Below are 23,687 nucleotides of genomic sequence, written 5' to 3' on the forward strand. Positions count from 1 at the left end.
CTAATCAATAGTTTTTGTTTTGTTTTTTAGCCATTTTAAAACTTTAGGTTCATTTTTTAGCCTTATGGCAAGTTTATCATAAACTTTTTTATGATAAGCATTTAGCCATGATTTTTCATCTTTATTGAGTAAAGTTTTATCGATGCATTTTAACTCAAAAGGACAAAGAGTTAAGGGTTTAAAGTATAAAAATTCTCCATAATCTTTATTTTTTAGATTTTTAACTTTGGTATTTAAAACTAAATTTTCAAGCCTAATGCCCCATTTATCTTTTTTATATATTCCTGGTTCTATAGAGGTTAACATTCCTTCTTTGGCTTTGGTTTTTTCAAGGACAGGTGCAAAATAAGATAGGGTTTGAGGACCTTCATGGACATTTAAAAAATAGCCTACCCCATGGCCGGTTCCATGCATATAATCAAGCTGATTTTTCCATAAAGGCGCCCTTGAGATCGCATCAAGTAAAGGCATAGGAATATCTTTTGGAAAAATAGTACTTGATATGGCTATATGTGCTTTTAAAACAAGAGTATAATCATAAATTTGCTCTTTGCTAACTTTTCCTATGACAACAACGCGAGTTATGTCTGTAGTTCCATTTTCATATTGAGCACCAGAATCTATGAGTAAAAGTCCATTATCTTTAATATAAGAAAAATTCTCTTTTGTTGCCTTGTAATGAACACAAGCCCCATTAGCATTAAAACCTGCTATGGTTGCAAAGCTATTGCTAATATAATAAGGACTTTTTGATCTAAATTCTGTTATCTTAAGATCAATATCAAGCTCACTTATGCGTTTATTTTTTTTAATATTTTCTTCTAGCCAAGTAAAAAATCTACACAAAGCAATTCCATCTTCTATCATAGCATTTTCTATATGTTTGATTTCTTTTTGAGTTTTGATTGATTTTAAATATGTGCTAGGATTAATTTCTTTTATGATTTTTACACTTTTATGAAGATATTGAATCAATAAAGCTGTTGTTTTTGTTGGTTCTATGAGTAGGTTTGTATCGCGGAGTTTTTGAATTTCTTGATAAATTTCACAATAATTTTTAATGTAAATTCCATCTTGATTGAGTTTTTTTTCTAGCTTTGAATCAATTTTATTTTGATCAATAAAAAGCAAAATTGTTTTTTGACTGATAAGCAAATAACTTAAAAATACAGGATTGTATTCTATATCGTTTGCTCTTAAATTCGTAATCCAAGCGATATCATCAAGCGAAGAAATGAGATGACCCTGCGCGTTTAAATCTTGCATTTTTTCTCGTATTTGTTTGATTTTTTCTTGACGAGAATGACCGCAGTATTTAATCTTGTGCTCGTAAATTTTGCTTTTTGGTAAATTAGGACGGTCTTGCCATAAAGGCGAAATCAAATCAATGTGTTTTAATCTTGCTTGGCAATTTGTTTGCAAATTTTCAAATAAATTTAAAGACAAGAGAGAAAAATCAGTGCCTAGAATTTCATTGTTTTTAAGATTTTCTTTTAACCAATTTAAAAAAGTGTTAGTATGATCTTGTTTTTGAAGTTCTATAGAACTTCCTTTTAATTCTTTTTCAGCTTGAAGCCAATATCTTCCATCTGTCCATAAAAAAGCTTTTTTATGGGTAAAAATCAAGGTTCCAGCCGATCCTTTAAAACCGCTAATGAAAGTTTTATTTTGATAAAAATCTGGAAGATATTCATTTAAATGAGGATCTGAACTCAAAATCAAATAAGCATCTATATGATTTTTTTTCATTAAGTCTCTAAGTCGTGTGATCTTTTGTTGGTATAAATTCATTTAATTTCCTTATTAAGATATATTATTGATATTTCAAGATTTAATTCTAGTTTTAAGCTTGTTAAATTTTGCATTTCAATGATATTGATTTGATAATAAAAATTTGAGTTTTCTAAATCTTTTATAAAAGACAATAAAGCATTAAAATTTCCATAAGTTTTGATAAAAATTTTATAGTGATTGATATTGTTTTTTTGAATTTTTGTCTGTGAGATTTTTTTTATTTCGATTTTGTTATTTAAGGCTAGTGTTTTGATATTTTTTAAATATTGATCATATTTTTTTTGGAATAAACTTAAGTATTGCTCATAAATGAGTGTTTTGTTTTGAATTTGTTGTAGTTTTTGATTTGATATTTGTATTTTTTGTTCTAAATTTTCATTAGCAGCTTGTTCTTTTTTAATATTAATATTATGAATGAAAATATTATGATTAAAAAAAGAATTTACAAATAAAGGTTCGATTTTAAAAGCTAAAAATATAGCGAACAATATTATAATGATAGCAATAAGAAGTTTTTCTCTTAGATTTAAATTTTCTAAAAAAAATTCTATTTTATCCATGGATTAACTCTAAAATAATTTGATGTAATGCATCGTTTTTGGATATAAGCTTCAATTCAGTTTTTAAATTTTTAAGAGCGTGAAGATAGTTTTCCTGATTGTTAAATTGTATGATAATGTTATAATCTTTTAGTTTTAAGCTAGAAATTCCTAGTGAGTTTTGGTTAAGCCAAATAAAGATATTTTTTAAAATCAAAGTTCTATCTTTGTTTGGTTTGAAATTTTTTACAATTTCATTGAGTTGATTAAAATTTTGATCAAGAAGTATTTTTTTATCATAAAGAGTTAAATTTAAGTCTTTGAGTTTTTTTTCCAAGATTTTATTTTTTTCTTTTTCTAGCTTGTAAAGCTTATCTTGAGAGTTTTTATTTTGAGTTTGCAAGTTTTTATTCTCTTGATAATTTAAAAAATTAGTAAAAATTAAAATTCCACTCGCACTAAAAAAAATGAATAAAAATAAAAAAATTAGTTTTAAATAATAAGAAAAAATTTTCTTACTTGTTTTAATAAAATTTGCATTTTTATCTAAGATTGGCATACTTAATTTTGCGAGTTTATTTTCATTTTGTTCTAAAATTTTACAAACTATTGCTTTATTTTTTAATTCTTTTATCAAATCATTATTTTCAAAACTGATTAAAATTTCACTTTCATAGTATTGTAAAAGTTCTAATATATGTGTTTTTTCTAAAAATAATTCTAAGTTTTGTTCATATTTGAATTTTTTAAAAGCTTTAAATTTATCTTGTTCATAAAAACATAAATATATTTCATCTAAATAAAGCTCTAGAAAGCAAAAATTATTTTTTTCAATCAAATTATTTTTAAATAAAGGTTTAAAAATGAAGGCTTTGGGAAAACAAGCGAGGCATTTGGGTAAATTTTCAACTCTACTTAAAAAACAGTGATAAATTTCATCTTGTTTTAAAAATGCTATTTGGTATTCAAAAGGATTTTTTATGTCACATTCTTTGATTATTTCTTCAAATAGTCTATCTTCTTCAAATCTGCCATTTTTTTGGATATAAATGAGTTTTTCAAAACTTACAATTTCAATTTTATTCTTCATAATTTAACATTTTTTTTAAAAAATCCTCATCTTTTTGCCAATTCTTTTTTACCACTACATATAGTTTTAAAAGAATTTTATTTTGAGCTAGTTGTGTAATTTTTATCCTAGCATCTTTGCCTATACGATTGAGAGTTGATCCATTTTTTCCTATAAGCATGGCTTTGTGAGAATTTGTATCTGTAATGATTTGAGCTTCGATAATGATAAGATTTGTTTTTTCTTTAATTTTATTGATCATTACTTCGGTGCAGTAAGGTAATTCTTGACTTAAATTTTCATAAATGCTTTCAAGTATAAAATCCCTATAAAGCTCTTTTTGACTGCTTGGAGTTAAAAAATCAGGATCATAAAAATATTCATGTTCGTCTAAATATTTTACAATTTCATCAAGCAAGGTTTTTTTATAAGTCTTTTTTTTGCAAGAATAAGGAATGATAGCCTTAAAATACTCGCTAAATTTAGCATAATCGTTAAGTTTTTTTAAAAGAGTGGCATTATCGGTTAAATCAACTTTGTTTAAAACGATAATATGAGGAACTTTTGGTTTTAATGTTAAAAATTCTTCATAATTTTTCAAATCATCAAACACGCTTGCCACAAACAAAATCAAATCACAATCTCCCATGGCTTTTATAGCACTTTCAATTAACATTTGATTTAAGGTTGCATTACTTTGATGTAATCCAGGAGTATCAATAAAAATAATTTGATCTTTTTCATGCATCACTATGGCTTTGATTTTTCGCCTTGTGGCATTTTGTTTATGGGAAACTAGGGTGATTTTTTCTTCAAGCAAGGAATTAACCAAAGCACTTTTTCCAGCATTGGTTCTTCCTATGATGCTAACAAAGCCGCTTTTCACAAAATATACCTAGCTAAGTCTTTATTTTCTATAATGTCTCCAAGTTTTTCTTCGACCATTTTTTTATCAACGATAAATTTCTTACCTGCGTATTCATCAGCCTCAAAACTTAAGTCTTCAAGAAGTTTTTCTATCACAGTGTGCAAACGTCTAGCACCTATATCTTGCATTTCTTCATTTGCTTTAGAGGCTATTTTTGCAATTTCTTTTATAGCTTCATCATCAAATTCAAGTTCTAATTTTTCTGTTTTTAAAAGTTCGGTGTATTGTTTCAAAAGTGAATTTTTAGGACGGGTTAAAATTTCATAAAGAGCTTTATCGTCTAAGCTATCAAGTTCAACCCTTAAAGGAAAACGTCCTTGAAGTTCCGGGATTAAATCACTTGGCTTGCTTAAATGAAAAGCACCCGCAGCGATAAAAAGTATATGATCAGTCTTTAAGGTTCCGATTTTAGTTTGAACGCTAGATCCTTCAACGATTGGTAATAAATCTCTTTGTACTCCTTCTTTGCTTGGATCTTGTCGATTTGAATTTCCGCTTGAAACGGCTATTTTATCGATCTCATCTATAAAAATAATCCCTTCATTTTCTGCTCTTTTTAAAGCTTCACTTTTTATGCTTTCTTGATCTAAAATTTTATCTCCAGCTTCGTTTCTTAAAGCGTTTTTAGCATCTTTGATTTTCATTTCTTTTTTGACTTTTTTACTTCCTACGCCAATAACCTTGACAATATCTTGCATCGCTCCCATTTCAGGTGGCAAGTTAGGATTGGTATCGAACATGCTTTGAGAAATTTCTATTTCTATATTGCTTTCATCCAAATCCCCATTTCTAAGTTTGGTTCTCATTTTTTCAAGGCTGTTTTTATATTCTTCTTGCTTTTCATCACTAATGCCTTTTGGTAAAGGTGGCAAGAGTTTTTCTAAAATTTTATTTTCGATAAATTCATCGATTTTATCTTTGTTTTTTTCTTTTTGTTCATTCTTGACCAAATTTAAAGCTGCATTAGCCAAATCTCTTACCATGCTCTCTACATCACGCCCTACAAAGCCCACTTCAGTGTATTTGCTAGCTTCAATTTTTATAAAAGGAAAACCCATCATTTTTGCAAGTCTTCTTGCAATTTCGGTTTTACCAACTCCAGTTGATCCTATCATTAAAATATTTTTTGGCATAATATCATCTTGAAGTTCTGGGCTTAATTGCATTCTTCTATAACGATTTCTTAATGCTATGGCAATGATTTTTTTAGCTTTTTTTTGACCGATGATATAATCATCTAAGAATTTGACTATTTCTTTTGGCGTTAAGTTCATTTTTCATCCTCTATTACATAGGTTTTTATATTTGTATTGGTATAAATGCAAATTTCTCCTGCAATTTGTAAGCTTGATTTTACTAGTTCTTCTTCATCTAAAGAAGCGTGTTTTGCTAAGGCTCTTGCAGCTGAAAGCGCATAATTCCCACCACTACCAATCGCTGCGATCTCTCCATCTTCTGGTTCTACTACATCGCCAGTTCCCGAAAGTAAAAAAATGTGATTTCTATCAAGCACTAGCATCATGGCTTCGAGTTTTCTTAAGTATTTATCTTTTCTCCATTCTTTGGAAAAATCTATAGCGGCCTTCAAAAGATCGCCTTTAGAACTTTGTAATAAATTTTCAAACATATCAAAAAGATTAAAAGCATCCGCTGTACTTCCTGCAAAACCTGCCAAAACTTTGCCATTGTTAAGCTTTCTAATTTTAACGGCATTGCCTTTTAAAACAGTATTTCCAAAGCTAACTTGCCCATCTCCTCCGATTACGGATTTATTTTTACCCTTATAGGCTAAAATCGTAGTTGCGTGAAACATAATTATTCTGCCTTTATATCAATTTTAAAATTTGCATGGATTGCATGGCCTAATTTTACACTGATTTCATGAATTCCAATGCTTTTTAAAGTATCACATTCTAAACTTTTTTTATCAAGTTCTATATTTTTTTGCTCTTTAAGTGCATGAGCGATTTCATCTTTTGTAACCCCGCCAAATAAGTTGCCATTGGCCCCAACAGGTTTAAAAATTTCAAGGGTGATTTTACTAAGCTCTTCTTTTAATTTTTCTAAATTTGCGATCTCAAAGCGTAAATTTTCAGCTTCTTTTTTCTTATCACTTTCATATTTTCTTAAAACTTCAGTAGTGGCAGCTTTAGCTAAGCCTTTTCCAATTAAAAAATTTTGTCCATATCCATCTTTGACTTCTTTAACTTCTCCGGCTTTTCCAAGCCCTTTAACATCTTTAATCAGTAATACTTTCATCGACATTCCTTTTTTAAGCTTTAACTTAATTTTTGTCTTATTGTATCTAAAATTTGTTAAAAGAAAGGTTTTTAATGAAATTTAATTGCAGCAATACAAGCAAAATATGTTCCAAAATTTGTTTTTTTTTGCTAAAATTCATTCCTATGAGAGTGGATAAATTTTTAAATGTGGTTAATATCACCAAAAGACGAGCGATTTCTGAAGATATGTGTAAAAGCGGAGTGGTTAAAATTAATGATAAAGTCGCTAAAGCGAGTAAGGAAGTGAAAATAGGAGATATTATTAGTTTGCATTTTATGCAATATACTCAAGAATATAAGGTTTTGGCCATACCTTCCACTAAAAGTATTCCTAAAAATGCTCAAAATCAATATGTGGAAAAATTATGAAAGAAATGATTTTATCTAAAGAAGAATTAGATCAAATTTTTTCTTATTTGCCTTGCGATGGAGTGGTTTTGTTGCAAGGAGATTTAGCTAGTGGCAAAACTAGCTTAGTTCAAGCTTGGGTTAAATTTCTAAATTTAAGCGATCAAGTTACTTCCCCAACTTTTTCTATCATGCAAAAATACCAAAATGAAAATATTTGTGTGTATCATTATGATATTTATCAGCAGGGCTTAGATGGGCTTTTAAAGAATGGCTTGTTCGATAATTTATTTGAAGAAGGTTTGCATCTAGTAGAATGGGGAGATGATGGGTTAAAGGAAAAATTACTGCAATTTGGAATTTTAGCTACAATTGTTAAAATCAGCGTTAAAGAAAATAAAAGAAAGTATGAAATTTTATGAGTAAATTACAAATCATCAATCTAGAAAAAATCATAAAAAAAACAAAAATTATACAAGATGTATCATTAGAGTTAAATAGTGGCGAAGTTGTTGGACTTTTAGGGCCAAATGGAGCAGGAAAAACCACTACTTTTTATATGATATGTGGTTTAATAACTCCAAGTAATGGAAAAGTTTTGCTTGATGGTGTGGATATTACGAAAGAACCATTAAATAAACGCGCTAGAGAGGGAATTGGATATTTGCCACAAGAAAGTAGTATTTTTAAAGATTTAAGCGTTGAAGAGAATTTGCTTTTAGCGGCACAAATTTTTTATAAAGATAAAAAAGTATTAAATGAAAAAGTAGAGCAAATGCTTGAGCTTTTAAGCATAGAACCGATTCGCTTAAGAAAGGGTTTGAGTTTAAGCGGCGGTGAAAGAAGGCGTTGCGAGTTGGCAAGAAGTTTGATGTGTGAGCCTAAATTTTTACTTCTTGATGAACCATTTGCCGGTGTTGATCCTATAGCGGTTTCTGAAATTCAAGCTTTGATTAAAGAACTTAAGAAATTAAATATTGGAATTTTAATTACTGATCATAATGTGCGTGAGACTTTAGCAATTTGTGATAGGGCTTATGTGATTCGTTCTGGATCCTTATTGGCAAGTGGAAATGCTGAAGAAATTGCAAACAATAAAGATGTAAAAAAATACTATTTAGGAGCGGAGTTTAAACTCCTAGATTAATGTTAAAGCAAAAGATTACTCAAAGCGCAAAAACAAAAATTTCCCAAACCTTGCGCTCGTGGCTTCCTATTTTACAGGCAAATATAGAAGATTTAAAAGAGAATTTGGACAAATTTGCAGAAGAAAATCCTTTTTTAAATATTCAAGATGCGATTAAAACCTCTGAAAAAGGAAAGAGTTATTTTGATTCTTTTTATAAAAACAATACAAATTCAGCTATGGTTGAAAGTATGGGTATTGGTAAAAAAAGTGTTTATGAACTTTTAAATGAGCAAATTATCCCTCCGCTTTTTCCTACAAAAAAATCTCAGGATATTGCAAATAAAATCATAGAATGTCTTAATCATGAAGGGTATTTTGAATACGATCAAGAAGTCATGCAAGATATTGATGAAAAGGATATTGAAAGCATTAGGATGCGTTTTAAGTTTTTAGATCCTATAGGTGTGGGTGCTAAAGACTATAAAGAAGCTTTTTTATTTGCTCTTGAAAATGAAAATATAGATGAAGAACTCTATGATTTTTGCAAAATGCTTATATTGGATTTTGAAAATATTCAAAATTATACGAAAGAAAAATTATACACTCAAGCAATTTCTGTGATAAAAAAATTCAGCATTCCTCCTTTTTTGGAATATTTTGAAGATTCTCAAGCTATCATTCCTGATATTTTTATTTTTCGAGAAAATAATGAAATTAAAGTAAAAATTAATGATGAGTATTATCCTGAAATTTCTATTGAAACAGATGGAATTGACCATGAATATTTAGCACATTACATTAAAGAGGCTAAAAATTTAGTAGATGCTTTGGCTATGAGAAAAGCAACTTTATATAAAATTGGATTGATGATAGTAGAGCACCAGTATGATTTTTTTGTGGGTAAAGATATTAAACCTATGACTTTAAAAGATATTGCAGAAGATTTAGATCGCAATGCTTCTACGGTTTCAAGGGCGATTGCAAATAAATATTTAAGCTGTGAAAGAGGATTGATTCCTTTAAAAGATTTTTTTGCTTTTGCTCTTGATGAAGAAGGAGAAACTTCTAATGCGAGTGTAAAAGATTTTATCGCAAATTTGGTTAAAAATGAAAATCGCTTAAAACCTTTAAGTGATAGTAAAATTTTAAAACTCATACAGGATGAATTTAAGATCGATATTGGGCGTAGAACGGTTACTAAATACCGAAAACATCTCAATATCGCAAGTTCTACAGATAGAAAAAAACTTTACGAACTTGAAGGATAAGTTTTTTAAAACTTCTTATATTTAATTTTTATTTATATTATTTAATAAATATTATCTTTTCTTTTTAAATTATGCTACAATGAAATTATTGATTTTTATAATTTAAAAAGGAATTAAAATGGATTTTTTAACAAATCTTAGCGAAGGGTGGCAATTTTTTATTCAAATAGTGGTAGTGCTTATTTGTCTTTTTTATGGTGCTAAAAAAGGCGGTATAGCTCTTGGTTTATTAGGTGGAATAGGCATTTTGATGCTAGTTTTTGTTTTTCATATCCAGCCTGGAAAACCTGCGATTGATGTTATGCTTACTATTTTAGCTGTAGTTGTTGCTAGTGCGACTTTGCAAGCAAGCGGTGGCTTGGATGTTATGCTTCAAATTGCTGAAAAAATTTTAAGAAAAAATCCTAAATTTTTAACCCTTTTAGCTCCTTTTGTTACGTGTTTTTTGACAATGCTTTGTGGAACAGGGCATGTGGTATATACTATAATGCCTATCATTTATGATATTGCCATTAAAAATGGCATTCGTCCAGAACGTCCTATGGCAGCAGCTTCTATATCTTCACAAATGGGAATTATTGCAAGCCCTGTTTCTGTAGCGGTTGTAAGTTTAACAGCTTTGCTTTTAAATACTTCTCATAAATTGGCCGGTTTTGATGGCTACATTAATTTACTTCAAATCACTATACCTAGTACGCTCATAGGTGTTTTATGTGTGGGAATTTTTTCTTGGTTTAGAGGTAAAGATTTAGATAAAGATGAGGTTTTTCAAGAAAAAATAAAAGATTTGGAATTTAAAAAATATGTTTATGGAGAATCTAAAACGCTTTTGGGGGTTAAATTGGCAAAAAGTAATTGGGTTGCAATGTGGATTTTTATCCTTGCAATTTTTTCAGTAGCTATTATTGGAATTTTTGATGATTTAAAACCCAATTGGGGTCAAAAAATGGTGTATCAAGCACACATTGATAATACAGTAGAATGGACTTTAAGTGGAGGTAATAAGGCTGTAATTGATCTTAAAAAATTAACTTCTAATATAAAAGATCATTCAGAAGCGATTGTAACCATCCCTCAAAAAGATAAGCTTGGAAATCCAAGTTATAATTACATTTCTATGGTGTCAATCATTCAAATGTTTATGCTTTTAGCGGGCGCTTTGATGATTATTTTTACAAAAACAGATGTAAAAAAGATAGGCTCTAATGAAATTTTTAAATCCGGTATGGTAGCCCTTGTGGCAGTTTTTGGAATTTCTTGGATGGCTGATACGATGTTTGCAGTCCATACTCCTATGATGAAAGCTTTATTTGGAGATATAGTTAAAGAGCATCCTTGGACGTATGCTTTAATGCTTCTTTTAATTTCAAAATTTGTTAATTCTCAGGCAGCAGCTATTTCTGCTTTTGTTCCTTTATCTTTAAGTATTGGTGTTGAACTAGGTGTGATCATAGCTTTTGCGGCTGCTTGCTATGGGTATTATATTTTGCCAACTTATCCGAGTGATTTGGCTACTATACAATTTGATCGATCAGGGACAACTCGTATTGGTAAATTTGTGATCAATCATAGTTTTATTTTACCTGGACTTATTGGCGTGGTTTCTTCTTGTATAGCGGGTTATTTTATAACAATGATGGCAGGATATCTTTAGTTTGAAAATAATAAAGCAAATTATAAGGCTAGCAAGGATAGAATTAAAACCCTTTATTGTAAATGATTTTTATTAAATAGGATTTTATGAATGATCTTTTTATTGATTTTAAGTTTATTGCTTGCTTGCTATCTTTTTTATGCACTTTTATATCCTGAAAAATTCTAAAGGAATAATATGTTAGAAATTGTAATAGTACTTCTTATAGCTTTTGGTTTATCTTTAATTTTTGGACGATACTTATATAAAATTGCTAATTTTAAAAAAACTATTTTTGATTTTATTTTTAATCCTATAGATACTTTTATTTATAAAATTTGCGCTATCGATAGAAAAAATATGACTTGGAAACAGTATTCTTTTCATTTGTGTATTTTTAATCTTTTGGTGGCTATTTTTTCTTTCATTATTTTTTTATTACAAGATAGATTTTTTTTAAATCCTAACTCTATCAAATCAATGCCGCTAGATTTGAGTTTGAATACCGCTATTAGTTTTATTACTAATACTAATTTACAGCATTATAGCGGGGAAAATGCTTTAAGTTTATTTTCTCAAAGCACAGGAATTTTGCTTCCTATGTTTGTTTCTGGCGTGAGTGGATATTGTGCTTGTATGGCTTTTTGCAGGGCATTTTGTGGTATGCAAATGGGAAATTATTATGAGGATTTTACTCGTGTGATGACACGTTTAATACTTCCTTTGAGTTTTATTATTTCTTTGATTTTTATTTCTCAAGGTGTAGTGCAAAATTATTATCCAAATTTTAATCTTGTAACTTTAGAAAATAAAATTCAAACTATAGCTACAGGTCCTGTTGCTGCTATTGAGTCTATTAAACACTTAGGAACCAATGGTGGAGGATTTTTTGGAGCTAATTCAAGTATGCCTTTTGAAAATCCTAATGCTTTAACCAATCTTATACAAATTTTATCCATGATGTTAATTCCTAGTTCTTGTGTTGTAGCCTTTGGATTGATGATTCATTATAGAAAAGAAAAACAAGGTTTTGCTTTGATGGGAAAACAAGGCGGAGTTATCTTTGGAGCTATGGGTATTATTTTCTTAATTTCTTTAATTATTATCCATTATAGTGAAACTCTTCCAAATCCTAATTTATCTTCTTTAGAACTTAATCAAACTTTGGGAAATTTAGAGGGAAAAGAATTAAGATTTGGGGTCAATTCATCCAGTTTATTTAGTGCTGTTACAACGTCTTTTACAACAGGAAGTGTTAATAATATGCATGATAGTTTAAATCCTTTAAGCATAGGAGTTACTATGCTTAATATGATGCTTAACGTTGCTTTTGGCGGTGATGGTGTTGGGCTTATGAATATGATGATTTATGTTATTTTGTGTGTATTTATTTGCGCCTTGATGATAGGAAGAACTCCGGAGTTTTTAGGAAAAAAAATAGAAAGTAGGCAAATGAAACTCATCGCCTTAGCTATTTTGATACATCCTTTATTGATCCTTGTTTTAAGTGCTTTGGGAGTAATTTTTGCAAAAGATAGCATCACAAATCCTAGCTTTCATGGTTTAGCTCAAATTTTATACGAATTTACATCCGCAACTGCAAATAATGGATCTGGGCTTGAGGGACTTAAAGATAATGATTTGTTTTGGAATTTAAGCACAGCTTTTGCAATGTTTTGCGGGCGTTATCTTATTTTGATTATACAATTAGCAATTGCAGGATCATTTTTAAATCAAAAAACCCAAGAAAATAATACAAATACCTTAAAAACAGATACTTTGACTTTTATGTTTGTTTTAATTTGCATTGTTTATATTTTTGCGGCATTAACTTTTTTTCCAGTGCTGACACTTTCTAGTGTGGCTGAATATTTATCTTTATGGTATTAAACAAGGAGAACTAATGTCTAAAAAACAAAATAAACTTATCACAAAAGAAATTTTAAGCACAGCAATTAAAGGAGCATTTTTTAAATTTGATCCGCGTTTTATGATTAAAAATCCTACAATGTTTATGGTAGAAATTGGTTTTATTATCACGCTTATTTTAAGTTTTTTTCCTAGTTTATTTGGAGGCGATCATCAAGAAAGAATTTATAATATTTTAATCACTTTAGTTCTTTTTATTACTTTATTGTTTGCAAATTTTGCAGAAAGTATAGCCGAGGGTAGAGGAAAGGCACAGGCAGCCACTTTAAAGCAAAGTAAAAAAGACTTTAAGGCAAGAGTGATTAAAAATGATGGCAGTGAAGAAATGCTAAGTGCTAGTAAATTAAAAATCGGAGACATCGTTCTAGTTAAAGCAGGAGAACTTATACCTAATGATGGAGAGGTTATCGAAGGAGCGGCTAGCGTTGATGAATCGGCAATTACTGGAGAAAGTGCGCCTGTGATGCGTGAAGCAGGGGGTGATTTTTCTTCTGTAACTGGAGGAACAACGGTTTTAACAGATTTTTTAAAAATTAAAATTTTAGTCGGTGCTGGAGAAAGCTTTTTGGACAAAATGATCAATTTAGTTGAAGGGGCTGCTCGTCAAAAAACACCCAATGAAATCGCATTAAATATTCTTTTAATTGTTCTTAGTTTAAGTTTTTTAATCGTTGTGGTTAGTTTGTATCCTTTTATAGAATTTTTAAATGTTAATTTGCCTATTTCTTGGCTAGTTGCTCTGCTTGTATGCTTGATCCCTACTACTATCGGGGGACTTCTTTCAGCTATAGGCATAGCAGGAATGGATAGAGTAACTCGTTTTAATGTGATAGCACTTTCTGGAAAAGCCGTGGAGAGTTGTGGTGATGTTGATACCATGATCTTAGATAAAACAGGTACGATCACTTTTGGCAATCGTTTGGCTAATGAATTTTATGAAGTTCAAGGAGTAGATAGGGAGCGATTGATCCATGCTTGTTTATTATCTTCTTTAAAAGATGAAACTCCAGAAGGAAAAAGTATTGTTGCGTTAGCAGGTAAAATGGGATATCAACGCGATCAAGAAGAAATTCAAGAAGTGATCGAATTTAGTGCTCAAAATAGAATAAGTGGGGTTAATTTAAAAGATGGCACTCAAATTCGCAAAGGGGCTTTTGATACGATTAAGGCCTATATTGATGAAATGGGTGGAGAAATTCCAAGTGATTTGGAAGCAAAAGTCATGCAAATTTCAAATCTAGGTGGAACTCCTTTAGTGGTAAGTCAAGATAAGGAAATTTTAGGAGTAATTTATCTAAAAGATACTGTAAAGCCAGGTCTTAAAGAACGATTTGCAAAATTAAGAAAAATGGGCATAAAAACACTTATGTGCACAGGAGACAATCCCTTAACAGCGGCTACAATAGCCAAAGAAGCCGGACTTGATGGTTTTATAGCAGAATGTAAGCCAGAAGATAAAATAGAAGCTATAAAAAAAGAACAAGCTGAAGGTAAAATTGTCGCAATGACAGGAGATGGCACTAATGATGCTCCAGCACTCGCACAAGCTGATGTTGGTATAGCGATGAATTCAGGAACTGCAGCTGCTAAAGAAGCTGCTAATATGATTGATCTTGACTCTAATCCTACAAAAATTTTAGAAATTGTTGAAATAGGCAAAGGTTTATTGATCACTAGAGGAAGTTTGACAACCTTTAGCATGGCTAATGATATTGCTAAGTATTTTGCCATTTTACCAGCTATGTTTAGTGTGGTTTTGCCACAGATGCAAATTTTAAATATTATGCATTTAGCAACTCCACAAAGTGCTATTTTATCAGCATTGATTTTTAATGCTGTGATTATTCCTTTGCTTATACCTATTGCTATGCGTGGTGTTAAATTTAGACCTATGAAAAGTGAAATGTTACTTTTAAGAAATTTAGGGATTTATGGAATTGGAGGGGTGATCGCTCCTTTTATTGGTATTAAAATCATCGATATTCCTACGGCTTGGCTACTTGGAATTTTAGGAGTTTGATTATGATTAGAACTTTGCTTAGTTTTTTTATCGTTATGCTTGTTTTGTGTTGTGCTATTTATCCTTTTACATTAAATGAGATAGCTAAATTTGTTTTTCCTTATGAGGCGAGTGGAAGTTTAATCGATGAAAATGGACAAGCTACACTTGATGTAAATAAAGCGGTTGGATCAGAGCTTTTAGGTCAAGCTTTTAACAAGCCTTATTTTTTACATGGAAGAAGTTCAGCTGTAAATTATAATACAAGTGATATTAATCAAAGCAGTGTTAATTCAGGTGGTTTTAATTATGCTATGTCTAATCCTGCATTAAAAGAGCGCATGATAAAGGATTTAAATCAATTTTTAAAGCAAAATCCAAATGTTTCAAAAAAGGAAATTCCAATTGATTTATTAAGTGCTTCAGCTTCAGGATTTGATCCACATATTAGCAAGCAAGCAGCATGGATACAAATTCCTCGTATAGTCAAATTTTCAAAATTAAGTAAAAATCAAGTAGAAAAAATCATCAATAATAGCACACAAGATAAATTTTTAGGTATTTTTGGTGAGATGAAAGTTAATGTTTTAAAAGCAAATATAGCTATAAATAAGGCCATGAAAAAGAGTAAAAATGCAACGACAAACACCCGAACAAATTCTTAAAAAATTTGAAGTAAAAGCTAAAGAAGAGGAAAAAAATAAATTTGCTAAACTAAAAATATTTTTAGGTTATGCAGCAGGATCTGGAAAGACCTATGCTATGTTAAGTGAGGCTAGAAATTTATTGCAAAATGGAGTCGATGTCGTTTTAGGTTATATAGAACCCCACGATAGACCTGAAACTATGAGTTTGACTGAAGGTTTTGAAAGCATTGAAAATCTTGAAATCTCTTATAAAAATATCACCTTAAAAGAATTTGATCTAGATGCTACTTTAAAAAGAAAACCGGCTTTAGTTTTGGTTGATGAATTAGCACACACAAACGCAAAAGGTCTTAGAAATGAAAAGCGTTTTCAAGATATAGAAGAATTATTAAAAGCGGGCATTGATGTTTATACTACTTTAAATATTCAGCATTTAGAAAGTTTAAATGATTTGGTGGCAAATATCAGTAAAATAGAAGTTAAAGAAAGAATTCCTGATCGTATTTTTGATGAAGCCGATCAAGTAGAACTTGTGGATATTGAGCCTAATAAACTTCTAAAAAGGATGCAAGAGGGTAAGATTTATAAAGAAAAACAGGCTAAATTAGCTTTAGAAAATTTTTTTAGACAAGAAAGATTGGTAGCCTTAAGAGAAATTGCTTTAAGAAGACTTGCATCAAGAGTTAATTTAAGGGCAAATGAACAAAGGCTTATTAATGATGACTTAACTTATCATACTGGAGAGCATATTTTAGTTTGTATCAATGAAAGCAATGCCAAAGTTATCAGATCAGCCGCAAGACTTGCAAGTGCTTTTCATGCAAAATTAAGCGCTATTTGTATAAAAAATTCTAACCTTGAAGAGGATAAATCATTAAAAGAAAACTTAGAACTTGCAAAGAGTTTTGATGCTGAGATTATCAGCGTTTATGATGAAGATGTAGCGGGTCAAATTGCTGAATATTCTAGCATTAGCAATGTTTCTAAAATAGTTTTAGGGAAAAACAAAAATAAGAAAAAATTTAAAGAAGAAATTTTTGAAGCTGTGGCAAAAAAAAGTCCAAATATTGACTTATATCTAGTCAATGAAAGCGAAATTAAAACGCCCAAAATAACAAGAAAAAAAGGTTTTAATTTTTTAAATTTTATTATGATTAATGCTATATTATTATTGGCAATTATCATCGCTTTTATATTTCATCAATTCGACACTCAACCTAGCAATATAGTGATGGTTTTTATTTTGGCTGTTTTTAGCTCTTCTTTTATATCGGATAATAAATTTTATGCTTTGTATTCTTCTTTAGTTAGCGTATTATTTTATAATTTTTTCTTTTTAAAACCTTTTTTTAGTTTCAAAATTCATGATAGTGCAAATATAATTACTTTTGCGACTATGTTTATCGTTGGTTTTTTAACTTCTATTTTTACAAGAAGATTAAAGCTTCAATCCAAAGAATTAGCAAAAAGAGCTTACAGAACAGCAATTTTGCTTGAAAATAGTGAAAAATTAGCCAGAGTAAAAAGCAAACAAGAACTTTGGGAGCAACTTGGCAATCAAGCTTTGAAATTATTAAATTTACCTATAATCATTTATCCTATGAGTAAAAATAATATTTTATCCAAGCCATTATTATTTTTTAATAATGATAAACAAATACTTAAAAATTGTTTTAGTGCTGATGAAATTGCTATTGCTCAATGGGTGGCTACAAATCGTGAAAGAGCAGGGCTTTGCACCAATACCTTGCCAAATGCTAATGCGATGTATTTGCCTATAGAAGATGGAGAAAAAACAAAAGGGGTTATTGGTATAGTTTTAAAAGAAAAGCGTCCTTTGCAAGATTTTCAATATGAAATTTTAAACGCTTTGATTAATGAAGTTGGAGTGAGAACAAGGGATATATTTTTGTTATAAATTTTTCATTTTATTGATCTCGTCTCTTATAGCTGCTGCTTTTTCAAATTCAAGAGCTTTTGCTGCTTCTAACATTTGCTTACGAAGTTCTTTGATAAGCTTAGCTCTTTCACTAGCAGGCATTTTTTCAAGTTTTTTACCTTTGCGATAAATTTCTCCTAAATCTTCCTCATTTTTTAAACTTTCTTCTATGTGACGTTTAACTGAGGTTGGAGTAATATTGTGTTTTTTGTTATAGGCTTCTTGAAGTTTGCGACGTTCATTAGTTGTATCCATAGCTTCTTGCATGGATTTTGTAATTTTTTTACAAAAAAGCAATACTTTCCCATTGACATTTCTTGCAGCCCTTCCCATAGTCTGTATAAGACTTGTCGTGCTTCTTAAAAATCCTTCTTTGTCAGCATCCATAATGGCAATGAGTGAAACTTCAGGCAAATCAAGCCCTTCTCTAAGCAAATTAATACCAATTAACATATCAAAAGCACCACTTCTAAGATTTCTAATGATTTCATTGCGTTCTATCGCATCAATATCTGAATGCATGTATTTTACTTTAATGCCAAGCTCTAAATAATACCTTGTAAGCTCTTCGGCTAATTTTTTAGTCAGCACTGTAACCAAGACACGTTCATTTTTATCGATCACTTTTTTAGCTTCGTCAAATAAAATTTCAACTTGATTGTCGCTGTCTTTTAATTCTATAAGTGGATCAAGCAAGCCCGTTGGACGCATAATTTGATGGAAAATATTTTCTTGACTTAGTTCAAGCTCTAGGGGTGCTGGGGTGGCTGAAACAAAAAGAAATTGACAATTTTTATGGATAAATTCATCAAACATTAAAGGACGATTATCAAGAGCTGAAGGTAGACGGAAGCCATAATCTACTAAAGTTTGCTTTCTACTTCTATCTCCAGCAAACATTCCGCGAAATTGAGGCAATGAAACATGACTTTCATCAACAATGACAAGAAATTTCCTATCTTTAATCGCAAAATAATCAAATAGCGTATAAGGTGTATCTCCGGCTTTTAAGCCTGTTAAATGTCTAGCATAGTTTTCTACACCTTTGCACATACCTGTACTCGTAAGCATTTCAAGATCAAATTCAACACGTTGTTTTAAACGTTGGTGTTCTACGAGCTTATTTTCGAGTTCAAATTGAGCTAAGCGTTCATTCAATTCTTGTTTGATATCTTTAATAGCTTGTTTTAAACGCGTTTCACCGACGCTAAATTGACTTGTAGGATATAAAATAAAGCGCTTTAAATCTTTGCCTTTTTTATTTTCTAAAACATTATAATGATACATGCTATCAAGTTCATCACCAAAGAATTCAAGCCTTACTACTTCATCCTCATAATAAGCAGGATAAATATCTATAGTATCACCTTGCACACGAAAATCTGCACGATCAAAAAAATTATCATTTCTTTTATAACCCATATCTACAAGTTTTTTAAGAAGTTCTTTTTGTGAAATTTGCATACCAAGTTCAAAAATTAAAACCATTCCAATGTATTCATTTGGATTTCCAAGTCCATAATTAGCCGAAACACTTGCGATACACACAACATCTTCATAGCTTAAAAGTGAAGCTGTAGCACTTAGTCTTAATCTTTCTAGATCTTCATTTGTGGAACTGTCTTTTTCTATAAAGACATCAGTGCGTGGAATGTAAGCTTCTGGTTGGTAATAATCATAATAAGAGATAAAATACTCCACATGATTTTTAGAAAAAAAGCCTTTAAATTCGCTATAAAGTTGGGCGCACAAGCTTTTATTATGACTCATAATAAGAGTTGGCATTTGAAGTTCTTTGATGACATTAGCCATGGTAAAAGTTTTTCCACTACCTGTAACCCCTAATAAAGTTTGATATTTGTTACCTTTTTTAATACTTTTTACTATGCCTTCTATGGCTTGTTTTTGATCAGGACTTGGTTTAAATTCACTTGTAAGTTCTAGCATAATTTCACTTTATTAAAATATTTTAAAAATAAAAATTTTAAAAGAAAATACTTTAATTAAAATTAATCTTTTTAAAAACATGAAAATTTATTTTTTTTTGCTACAATTATATAAATATTTTCTATATTTAAATTTTCAATTAAAGAAGGCGAAAAATATGTTTGATGAAAAAATTATTAATACTATGTCAGATAAAGTTAATGAGCTTATTGAAAAGTATAATGAAGTGTGCGAAGCAAATGAGAATTTAAGAAATGAACTTGTAAGCGTAAAGGCACAAAATGAGGCAAAAAGTAATCAAATAATGCGTCTTGAGGAAGAATTAAAATCTCGCAATATAGAAAGTGAGGATATTTACAAAAAAATCGAGGCTGTACTTGGCAAGTGATAATTTAAAACAAGTAATTATCAATGTTTCTGCAAAAGATTTTATTGTTAAATGTAGTGAAGAATTCGCTAATGTTTTAGAGGATGATATTGCTTTAATTTCTGGTGGAACTAAAAAAATTGAACTCAAGCGTTTTGTAGATGCTTTTGTAAAAAAAAGTTATGAAAATTATATTTTAGAAAGAGAACTTAAAAAACTTATAAAAGCTATTAATGAAGAACTCCCAGTCAAATGAAAAAAGCTTTTACCTTGCTTGAGTTGGTTTTTGTCATTTTGATTTTAGGGATACTTACTACTTTAGCCTTAAGCTTTTGGGGCGAAAGCAAAGAAGAGGCAAAAATTTTAAAATTAAAAATAGATTATGAAATGTTAAGCTCGGCTTTATCGCTTATGCGAACTCAAGCTGAGCTTAAACAAATTGCTTTTATAGCCAATCTTGACAATGCTAAATTTAATACTCCAAGGGAAAAACTTTTTTATAATGCTAACGATTATTCCTTGCTTGATTCTCCTATTTATTCTGATTTTAAATCTTGGATGAAAATTGCATCCAATCAATATAGATTTTTCTTAAATTCAAAAGAATACATTGATTTTGCTTATGACTCTAAAGAAGGTATTTTAGAGTGCATAAATTCAAAATATTGTAAAGATTTGCAATGAGATATTATGAAGTGTCGGTCTTTGGACTGTATTTGCAAAATTTAATTTTTCATAGTGAAAAGGAGATTCCTGCCTTAAGCGAGGTAATTATAGATGTAAAAATGAAAAAAAATCTTAGAGCTTTAGTGATTAAGGAATGCGAAAAGCCAGATTTTCAAACAAAAGCTATTAAAGAGCTTACACCTTTTTCTTTAAGTAAATCTCAATTTGAACTTGCGCAATTTATTTCTTATTATTATGCAGCCAAAATGGGTTTTATTTTGGGCTTTTTTTTAACAAGCAAAGAGTATAGCTGCAAAAAACTAGAAATTACTAAAGAGCCAAATTTAAGCTTAGGGCAACAAAAAGCTTTAGATTTTTTAAACAATCAATCAAGTTCTTTGCTTTTTGCAGATACTGGGAGTGGTAAAACTGAAATTTATATTTCTTTAATTAAAGATTATTTAAAAAAAGGAAAACAAGTTTTATTTTTGATGCCTGAAATTTCACTCACTTCTCAAATGAAAAAACGTTTGCAAATGTATTTTGAAGACAGTTTTTTTTTATGGCACTCTAAGGTTTCTAAAAAGAAAAAACAAGAATGTTTGGAAAGCTTTAATGAAGGCAAAGCTTTATTGATTGCTGGAGCTAGATCCGCACTTTTTTTACCTTTTAGAAATTTGGGTTTAATCGTGGTAGATGAAGAGCATGATAATTCTTATAAAGCTTCAAATCAACCCTATTTAAATGTTAGAGATTTGGCACTTTTTTTAGGGGCTAAGTTAAATATTAAAGTCGTTTTAGGATCTGCAACTCCTTCTTTGACGAGTTTTTATAAGCAAAAGGTATTTAGACTTAAAGGAACATTTTTTGAAAGCAAGAAACATTTTATATACGATGAAAATGAATTATCATTAAGTCCTATGCTTTTAAATGAAATACAAGCGAGTTTAAATAAACAAAAGCAAGTGATTATTTTTTTACCTACGCGTGCTAATTTTCGTCAAATTTTTTGTAAAAATTGTGGAGAGACAATAAAGTGTCCATTTTGTTCTATTGCTATGAGTTTGCATAAAAATAGAAATTTATTAAAATGCCATTATTGTAATTTTACAAAAAATATCGATCAATCCTGCCCTTCTTGCAAAGGTTTAATGCTAGAAGCTAGAAAGATGGGAACCGCTGAACTTAAAGAGCTTTTAGAGTCAAAATTTACCCATGCTAAAATAGCAAAGTTTGATAGCGATGAGATTACGAGTGTTAAAAAATTAAATCACATTTTAAAAGAATTTAATGATAAAAAAATTGACATACTTATAGGGACTTCCATGCTTGCTAAAGGACATGATTATCATAATGTCGATTTGAGTGTAATTTTGGGTATGGATGAGTACTTATTTAGACCGAATTTTAGAGCGAGTGAAGAAACCTTAGCTTTAGCTATGCAAGTTGCAGGTAGAGCAGGGCGTAAAGGAGAAGCTAGAGTACTCTTGCAAACTAAAAATCGTGCTTTTTTTGAAAAATATATACAAAATTATGATGCTTTTTTGCAAGATGAGCTTGAAAGTAGAAAAGGTTTATATCCTCCTTTTAAGCGTCTTTTGAGATTAATCATAGAAGATAAGGATAAATTAAAAGCACAAAATTTATGTGAGTATTTAGCTGAAAAATTAGCAACGATAAAAAATATAGAACTTATTGGATACGGAGTTTGCGGAGTTGAAATGATTAATGCAAAATACCGTTTTCATATTCTTATCCGCAGTGATTCTTACAAGGCTTTAATTGCCATAGAAGAATACGTTTTACAATTTAAAAGTGTCAATGCAGATATTGATCCTATAGATTTTATGTAAAATCATTGTTTTTAAATTTTTGATAATATTTCCAAGAATTGATAATATCTGGACGATTTTGTTCTAAATGCTGATATTCTTTTTGAAAAATGTTTAGAAATTTCGATGCTAAGGCCTTGTTGGAATTAAAGATAGATAATACCTCTTCCTCTTTCATCATCATAAGTTCATTTTGCTTATCGATCTTTTTTATTTCAAATAAAAAGTTATGTAAATACTCTTTAACAGCATTAAAAAATTGCGTATCATTTGTAAGTTTTTCTAAATCTTCTTTTTGAATATATAAAGCTATATCATTTGATAAATCATCATCAATAACTAATTTTATTATATTAATTTGTTCATTTTGTCTTGGTCTATCTAAGGTAATAGCAATACTATTTAAAGGATCGATTTCTGGATTTAATCTATTGTTTATATCTTTTTTATTGGCATAAAGTGTGATGGGAAAAAGATAGCGGATGTAGCCTTTGAATTCTTGAATTTTAAAAAAGGATTGTTTTTCTATATGGGGGGGGTAAAGCTGAATTTTTGAGCAAGAAAATCCAATGTTTTAAAAGCATTTTCTGGAATAATCGAGTTCATATCTAAATAATAAATTTTATCTTGATTGAAATATCGCAATAAAAAATTTAAGATAAAAACTCCATTATTCAGCTCTTCAAAATCAACTTTAATTTCAGTTTTTTTATTGTGAGTTAAAAATTCAATATAATTTCTATAATCGTAAGTGAGATTAAAATCACGTGGATAATTTCTTGAAACTTTTGTCCAATCTCTTCCCCAATTGTGTTTTAAAATCCCTATAGGATCTCTAACGCCACAAATGATTTGTGCATTAGGATCAAGCAAATTTAGAAATTTATCAAAATTAGGAATATTAAGTTCTGAAATATTTATAGCATATTGATCAATATTGCTATTTAAATACATATAATGGATGCAATATCTTTCTTTGGTATCATTAGGGGAAGTCCAAGAAGGAAAACATAAAACATCACAACCCTCATTAAGATATCTTAAAAATGCAGCAGCACCGACCCCATGAGGCGAAATATAAATAAATTTATAGTGTTTAGGTAAGGGTAAATTTAGATCCCAAGCAAGTTCTGCGCAATATCTGCTCGAATCTGTGTCTATAAAGTCAGGATTAATCAAAGGAGGATAAGGGCTATTTAAATAATTTTCTTTAAATTCATGCGAGTTTAGCCATGTGCAAATAATGTTAATATTTTCTGTAATAAAATTAAAAAAGTTTTCATTGTGAGAATTTTTTAAAGCTTTTAACAAAATTTGGGCCCCAGTTGGATTTAAATTATCCCGTATAAATTCTAATAAATTTTGCATATT

Annotated in this window: 21 protein-coding genes and 2 pseudogenes; 14 read left to right on the forward strand and 9 right to left on the reverse strand. The window is 29.8% G+C overall.

What is annotated here, in order from left to right; all coding sequences use genetic code 11:
* From H2280_RS04740 to rplI, 7 genes are read right to left on the reverse strand one after another with little or no spacing between them, the layout of a single operon-like run.
* Positions 1–1,791: an aminopeptidase P family protein gene (locus H2280_RS04740; protein ID WP_337215838.1), complete on the reverse strand. Its 1,791-nt coding sequence runs from the start codon at positions 1,789–1,791 to the stop codon at positions 1–3.
* Complete coding sequence (locus H2280_RS04745; RefSeq protein ID WP_337215839.1) at positions 1,788–2,354, reverse strand: hypothetical protein; 567 nt, start codon at positions 2,352–2,354, stop codon at positions 1,788–1,790. The genes H2280_RS04740 and H2280_RS04745 overlap by 4 nt, the downstream gene beginning before the upstream one ends.
* On the reverse strand, positions 2,347–3,423 hold the full coding sequence (locus H2280_RS04750; RefSeq protein ID WP_337215840.1) for a hypothetical protein: 1,077 nt from the start codon (positions 3,421–3,423) through the stop codon (positions 2,347–2,349). The genes H2280_RS04745 and H2280_RS04750 overlap by 8 nt, the downstream gene beginning before the upstream one ends.
* On the reverse strand, positions 3,413–4,288 hold the full coding sequence (era, locus tag H2280_RS04755) for a GTPase Era (RefSeq protein ID WP_137624194.1): 876 nt from the start codon (positions 4,286–4,288) through the stop codon (positions 3,413–3,415). Before era ends, H2280_RS04750 begins: the two co-directional genes overlap by 11 nt.
* Positions 4,285–5,604 carry an ATP-dependent protease ATPase subunit HslU gene (gene hslU, locus H2280_RS04760; RefSeq protein WP_337195476.1) on the reverse strand — a complete coding sequence of 440 codons (1,320 nt, stop codon included), beginning with the start codon at positions 5,602–5,604 and terminating at the stop codon, positions 4,285–4,287. The genes era and hslU overlap by 4 nt, the downstream gene beginning before the upstream one ends.
* Positions 5,601–6,143 carry an ATP-dependent protease subunit HslV gene (hslV, locus tag H2280_RS04765; protein ID WP_137624192.1) on the reverse strand — a complete coding sequence of 181 codons (543 nt, stop codon included), beginning with the start codon at positions 6,141–6,143 and terminating at the stop codon, positions 5,601–5,603. Before hslV ends, hslU begins: the two co-directional genes overlap by 4 nt.
* A gap of 2 nt (positions 6,144–6,145) precedes the next feature.
* A complete protein-coding gene (gene rplI / locus H2280_RS04770) occupies positions 6,146–6,589 on the reverse strand; it encodes a 50S ribosomal protein L9 (protein WP_137624191.1) in 444 nt (147 codons plus the stop codon).
* 146 nt (positions 6,590–6,735) lie between these two features.
* Between rplI and H2280_RS04775 the strand changes: the two genes are divergently transcribed.
* The 10 genes and pseudogenes from H2280_RS04775 to H2280_RS04820 all read left to right on the forward strand — a co-directional run bounded on the left by H2280_RS04775 (position 6,736) and on the right by H2280_RS04820 (position 17,483).
* Positions 6,736–6,981, forward strand: coding sequence for an RNA-binding S4 domain-containing protein (locus H2280_RS04775; RefSeq protein WP_337215854.1), 246 nt, complete (start codon positions 6,736–6,738; stop codon positions 6,979–6,981).
* The gene (gene tsaE / locus H2280_RS04780; protein WP_337215841.1) at positions 6,978–7,382 is read left to right on the forward strand and encodes a tRNA (adenosine(37)-N6)-threonylcarbamoyltransferase complex ATPase subunit type 1 TsaE; all 405 of its coding nucleotides are present in this window, start codon (positions 6,978–6,980) and stop codon (positions 7,380–7,382) included. The genes H2280_RS04775 and tsaE overlap by 4 nt, the downstream gene beginning before the upstream one ends.
* The gene (gene lptB, locus H2280_RS04785) at positions 7,379–8,107 is read left to right on the forward strand and encodes an LPS export ABC transporter ATP-binding protein (RefSeq protein ID WP_137624189.1); all 729 of its coding nucleotides are present in this window, start codon (positions 7,379–7,381) and stop codon (positions 8,105–8,107) included. Before tsaE ends, lptB begins: the two co-directional genes overlap by 4 nt.
* The gene (locus H2280_RS04790; RefSeq protein WP_337215842.1) at positions 8,107–9,357 is read left to right on the forward strand and encodes an RNA polymerase factor sigma-54; all 1,251 of its coding nucleotides are present in this window, start codon (positions 8,107–8,109) and stop codon (positions 9,355–9,357) included. Before lptB ends, H2280_RS04790 begins: the two co-directional genes overlap by 1 nt.
* Before the next feature lie 118 nt (positions 9,358–9,475).
* On the forward strand, positions 9,476–11,011 hold the full coding sequence (locus H2280_RS04795) for an anaerobic C4-dicarboxylate transporter (protein WP_337215843.1): 1,536 nt from the start codon (positions 9,476–9,478) through the stop codon (positions 11,009–11,011).
* A gap of 90 nt (positions 11,012–11,101) precedes the next feature.
* Positions 11,102–11,179: pseudogene (gene kdpF, locus H2280_RS04800) on the forward strand (K(+)-transporting ATPase subunit F); the annotation flags it as partial.
* Between the two features lie 9 nt (positions 11,180–11,188).
* Complete coding sequence (kdpA, locus tag H2280_RS04805) at positions 11,189–12,880, forward strand: potassium-transporting ATPase subunit KdpA (RefSeq protein ID WP_337215844.1); 1,692 nt, start codon at positions 11,189–11,191, stop codon at positions 12,878–12,880.
* Positions 12,881–12,893: 13 nt separating this feature from the next.
* Positions 12,894–14,939, forward strand: a complete 2,046-nt coding sequence (kdpB, locus tag H2280_RS04810; RefSeq protein WP_337215845.1) for a potassium-transporting ATPase subunit KdpB — start codon at positions 12,894–12,896, stop codon at positions 14,937–14,939.
* 2 nt (positions 14,940–14,941) lie between these two features.
* Complete coding sequence (locus H2280_RS04815) at positions 14,942–15,583, forward strand: potassium-transporting ATPase subunit C (RefSeq protein ID WP_337215846.1); 642 nt, start codon at positions 14,942–14,944, stop codon at positions 15,581–15,583.
* On the forward strand, positions 15,552–17,483 hold the full coding sequence (locus H2280_RS04820; RefSeq protein ID WP_137624183.1) for a sensor histidine kinase: 1,932 nt from the start codon (positions 15,552–15,554) through the stop codon (positions 17,481–17,483). Before H2280_RS04815 ends, H2280_RS04820 begins: the two co-directional genes overlap by 32 nt.
* Here H2280_RS04820 and uvrB read toward each other — a convergent pair.
* Positions 17,478–19,451 (reverse strand): excinuclease ABC subunit UvrB, encoded by a 1,974-nt coding sequence (gene uvrB, locus H2280_RS04825; RefSeq protein WP_337215847.1) that lies wholly within the window; start codon positions 19,449–19,451, stop codon positions 17,478–17,480. The two genes, H2280_RS04820 and uvrB, sit on opposite strands and share 6 nt — an antisense overlap.
* Positions 19,452–19,608: 157 nt before the next feature.
* Here uvrB and H2280_RS04830 point away from each other — a divergent pair, with 157 nt between their 5' ends.
* The 4 genes from H2280_RS04830 to H2280_RS04845 are packed head-to-tail and all read left to right on the forward strand — an operon-like array spanning position 19,609 to position 22,337.
* On the forward strand, positions 19,609–19,839 hold the full coding sequence (locus H2280_RS04830; RefSeq protein ID WP_137624181.1) for a hypothetical protein: 231 nt from the start codon (positions 19,609–19,611) through the stop codon (positions 19,837–19,839).
* Complete coding sequence (locus H2280_RS04835) at positions 19,829–20,074, forward strand: hypothetical protein (protein ID WP_137624180.1); 246 nt, start codon at positions 19,829–19,831, stop codon at positions 20,072–20,074. The genes H2280_RS04830 and H2280_RS04835 overlap by 11 nt, the downstream gene beginning before the upstream one ends.
* Positions 20,071–20,502: a type II secretion system protein gene (locus tag H2280_RS08660; RefSeq protein ID WP_442862342.1), complete on the forward strand. Its 432-nt coding sequence runs from the start codon at positions 20,071–20,073 to the stop codon at positions 20,500–20,502. The genes H2280_RS04835 and H2280_RS08660 overlap by 4 nt, the downstream gene beginning before the upstream one ends.
* Positions 20,499–22,337 (forward strand): primosomal protein N', encoded by a 1,839-nt coding sequence (locus H2280_RS04845; RefSeq protein WP_337215848.1) that lies wholly within the window; start codon positions 20,499–20,501, stop codon positions 22,335–22,337. The genes H2280_RS08660 and H2280_RS04845 overlap by 4 nt, the downstream gene beginning before the upstream one ends.
* On the opposite strand, the pseudogene H2280_RS04850 reads toward H2280_RS04845, so the two are convergent.
* A pseudogene (locus H2280_RS04850) lies at positions 22,330–23,684 on the reverse strand (DUF2972 domain-containing protein). The gene H2280_RS04845 and the pseudogene H2280_RS04850 overlap by 8 nt on opposite strands.
* Between the last annotated feature and the right edge of the window lie 3 nt (positions 23,685–23,687).

It is taken from the genome of Campylobacter sp. 2457A, from assembly GCF_020135895.1.
In the GTDB taxonomy this organism is placed as follows: domain Bacteria; phylum Campylobacterota; class Campylobacteria; order Campylobacterales; family Campylobacteraceae; genus Campylobacter_D; species Campylobacter_D taeniopygiae.

Coding starts and splice junctions, on each gene's coding strand:
- H2280_RS04795 (WP_337215843.1), top strand. CDS start 9,476: ATGGATTTTTTAACAAATCTTAGCGAAGGGTGGCAATTTTTTATTCAA.
- H2280_RS04775 (WP_337215854.1), top strand. CDS start 6,736: ATGAGAGTGGATAAATTTTTAAATGTGGTTAATATCACCAAAAGACGA.
- H2280_RS08660 (WP_442862342.1), top strand. CDS start 20,071: ATGAAAAAAGCTTTTACCTTGCTTGAGTTGGTTTTTGTCATTTTGATT.
- hslV (WP_137624192.1), bottom strand. CDS start 6,143: ATGTTTCACGCAACTACGATTTTAGCCTATAAGGGTAAAAATAAATCC.
- hslU (WP_337195476.1), bottom strand. CDS start 5,604: ATGAACTTAACGCCAAAAGAAATAGTCAAATTCTTAGATGATTATATC.
- tsaE (WP_337215841.1), top strand. CDS start 6,978: ATGAAAGAAATGATTTTATCTAAAGAAGAATTAGATCAAATTTTTTCT.
- uvrB (WP_337215847.1), bottom strand. CDS start 19,451: ATGCTAGAACTTACAAGTGAATTTAAACCAAGTCCTGATCAAAAACAA.
- H2280_RS04740 (WP_337215838.1), bottom strand. CDS start 1,791: ATGAATTTATACCAACAAAAGATCACACGACTTAGAGACTTAATGAAA.
- lptB (WP_137624189.1), top strand. CDS start 7,379: ATGAGTAAATTACAAATCATCAATCTAGAAAAAATCATAAAAAAAACA.
- kdpA (WP_337215844.1), top strand. CDS start 11,189: ATGTTAGAAATTGTAATAGTACTTCTTATAGCTTTTGGTTTATCTTTA.
- H2280_RS04790 (WP_337215842.1), top strand. CDS start 8,107: ATGTTAAAGCAAAAGATTACTCAAAGCGCAAAAACAAAAATTTCCCAA.
- H2280_RS04750 (WP_337215840.1), bottom strand. CDS start 3,423: ATGAAGAATAAAATTGAAATTGTAAGTTTTGAAAAACTCATTTATATC.
- H2280_RS04815 (WP_337215846.1), top strand. CDS start 14,942: ATGATTAGAACTTTGCTTAGTTTTTTTATCGTTATGCTTGTTTTGTGT.
- H2280_RS04845 (WP_337215848.1), top strand. CDS start 20,499: ATGAGATATTATGAAGTGTCGGTCTTTGGACTGTATTTGCAAAATTTA.
- rplI (WP_137624191.1), bottom strand. CDS start 6,589: ATGAAAGTATTACTGATTAAAGATGTTAAAGGGCTTGGAAAAGCCGGA.
- H2280_RS04830 (WP_137624181.1), top strand. CDS start 19,609: ATGTTTGATGAAAAAATTATTAATACTATGTCAGATAAAGTTAATGAG.
- H2280_RS04745 (WP_337215839.1), bottom strand. CDS start 2,354: ATGGATAAAATAGAATTTTTTTTAGAAAATTTAAATCTAAGAGAAAAA.
- kdpB (WP_337215845.1), top strand. CDS start 12,894: ATGTCTAAAAAACAAAATAAACTTATCACAAAAGAAATTTTAAGCACA.
- H2280_RS04820 (WP_137624183.1), top strand. CDS start 15,552: ATGCAACGACAAACACCCGAACAAATTCTTAAAAAATTTGAAGTAAAA.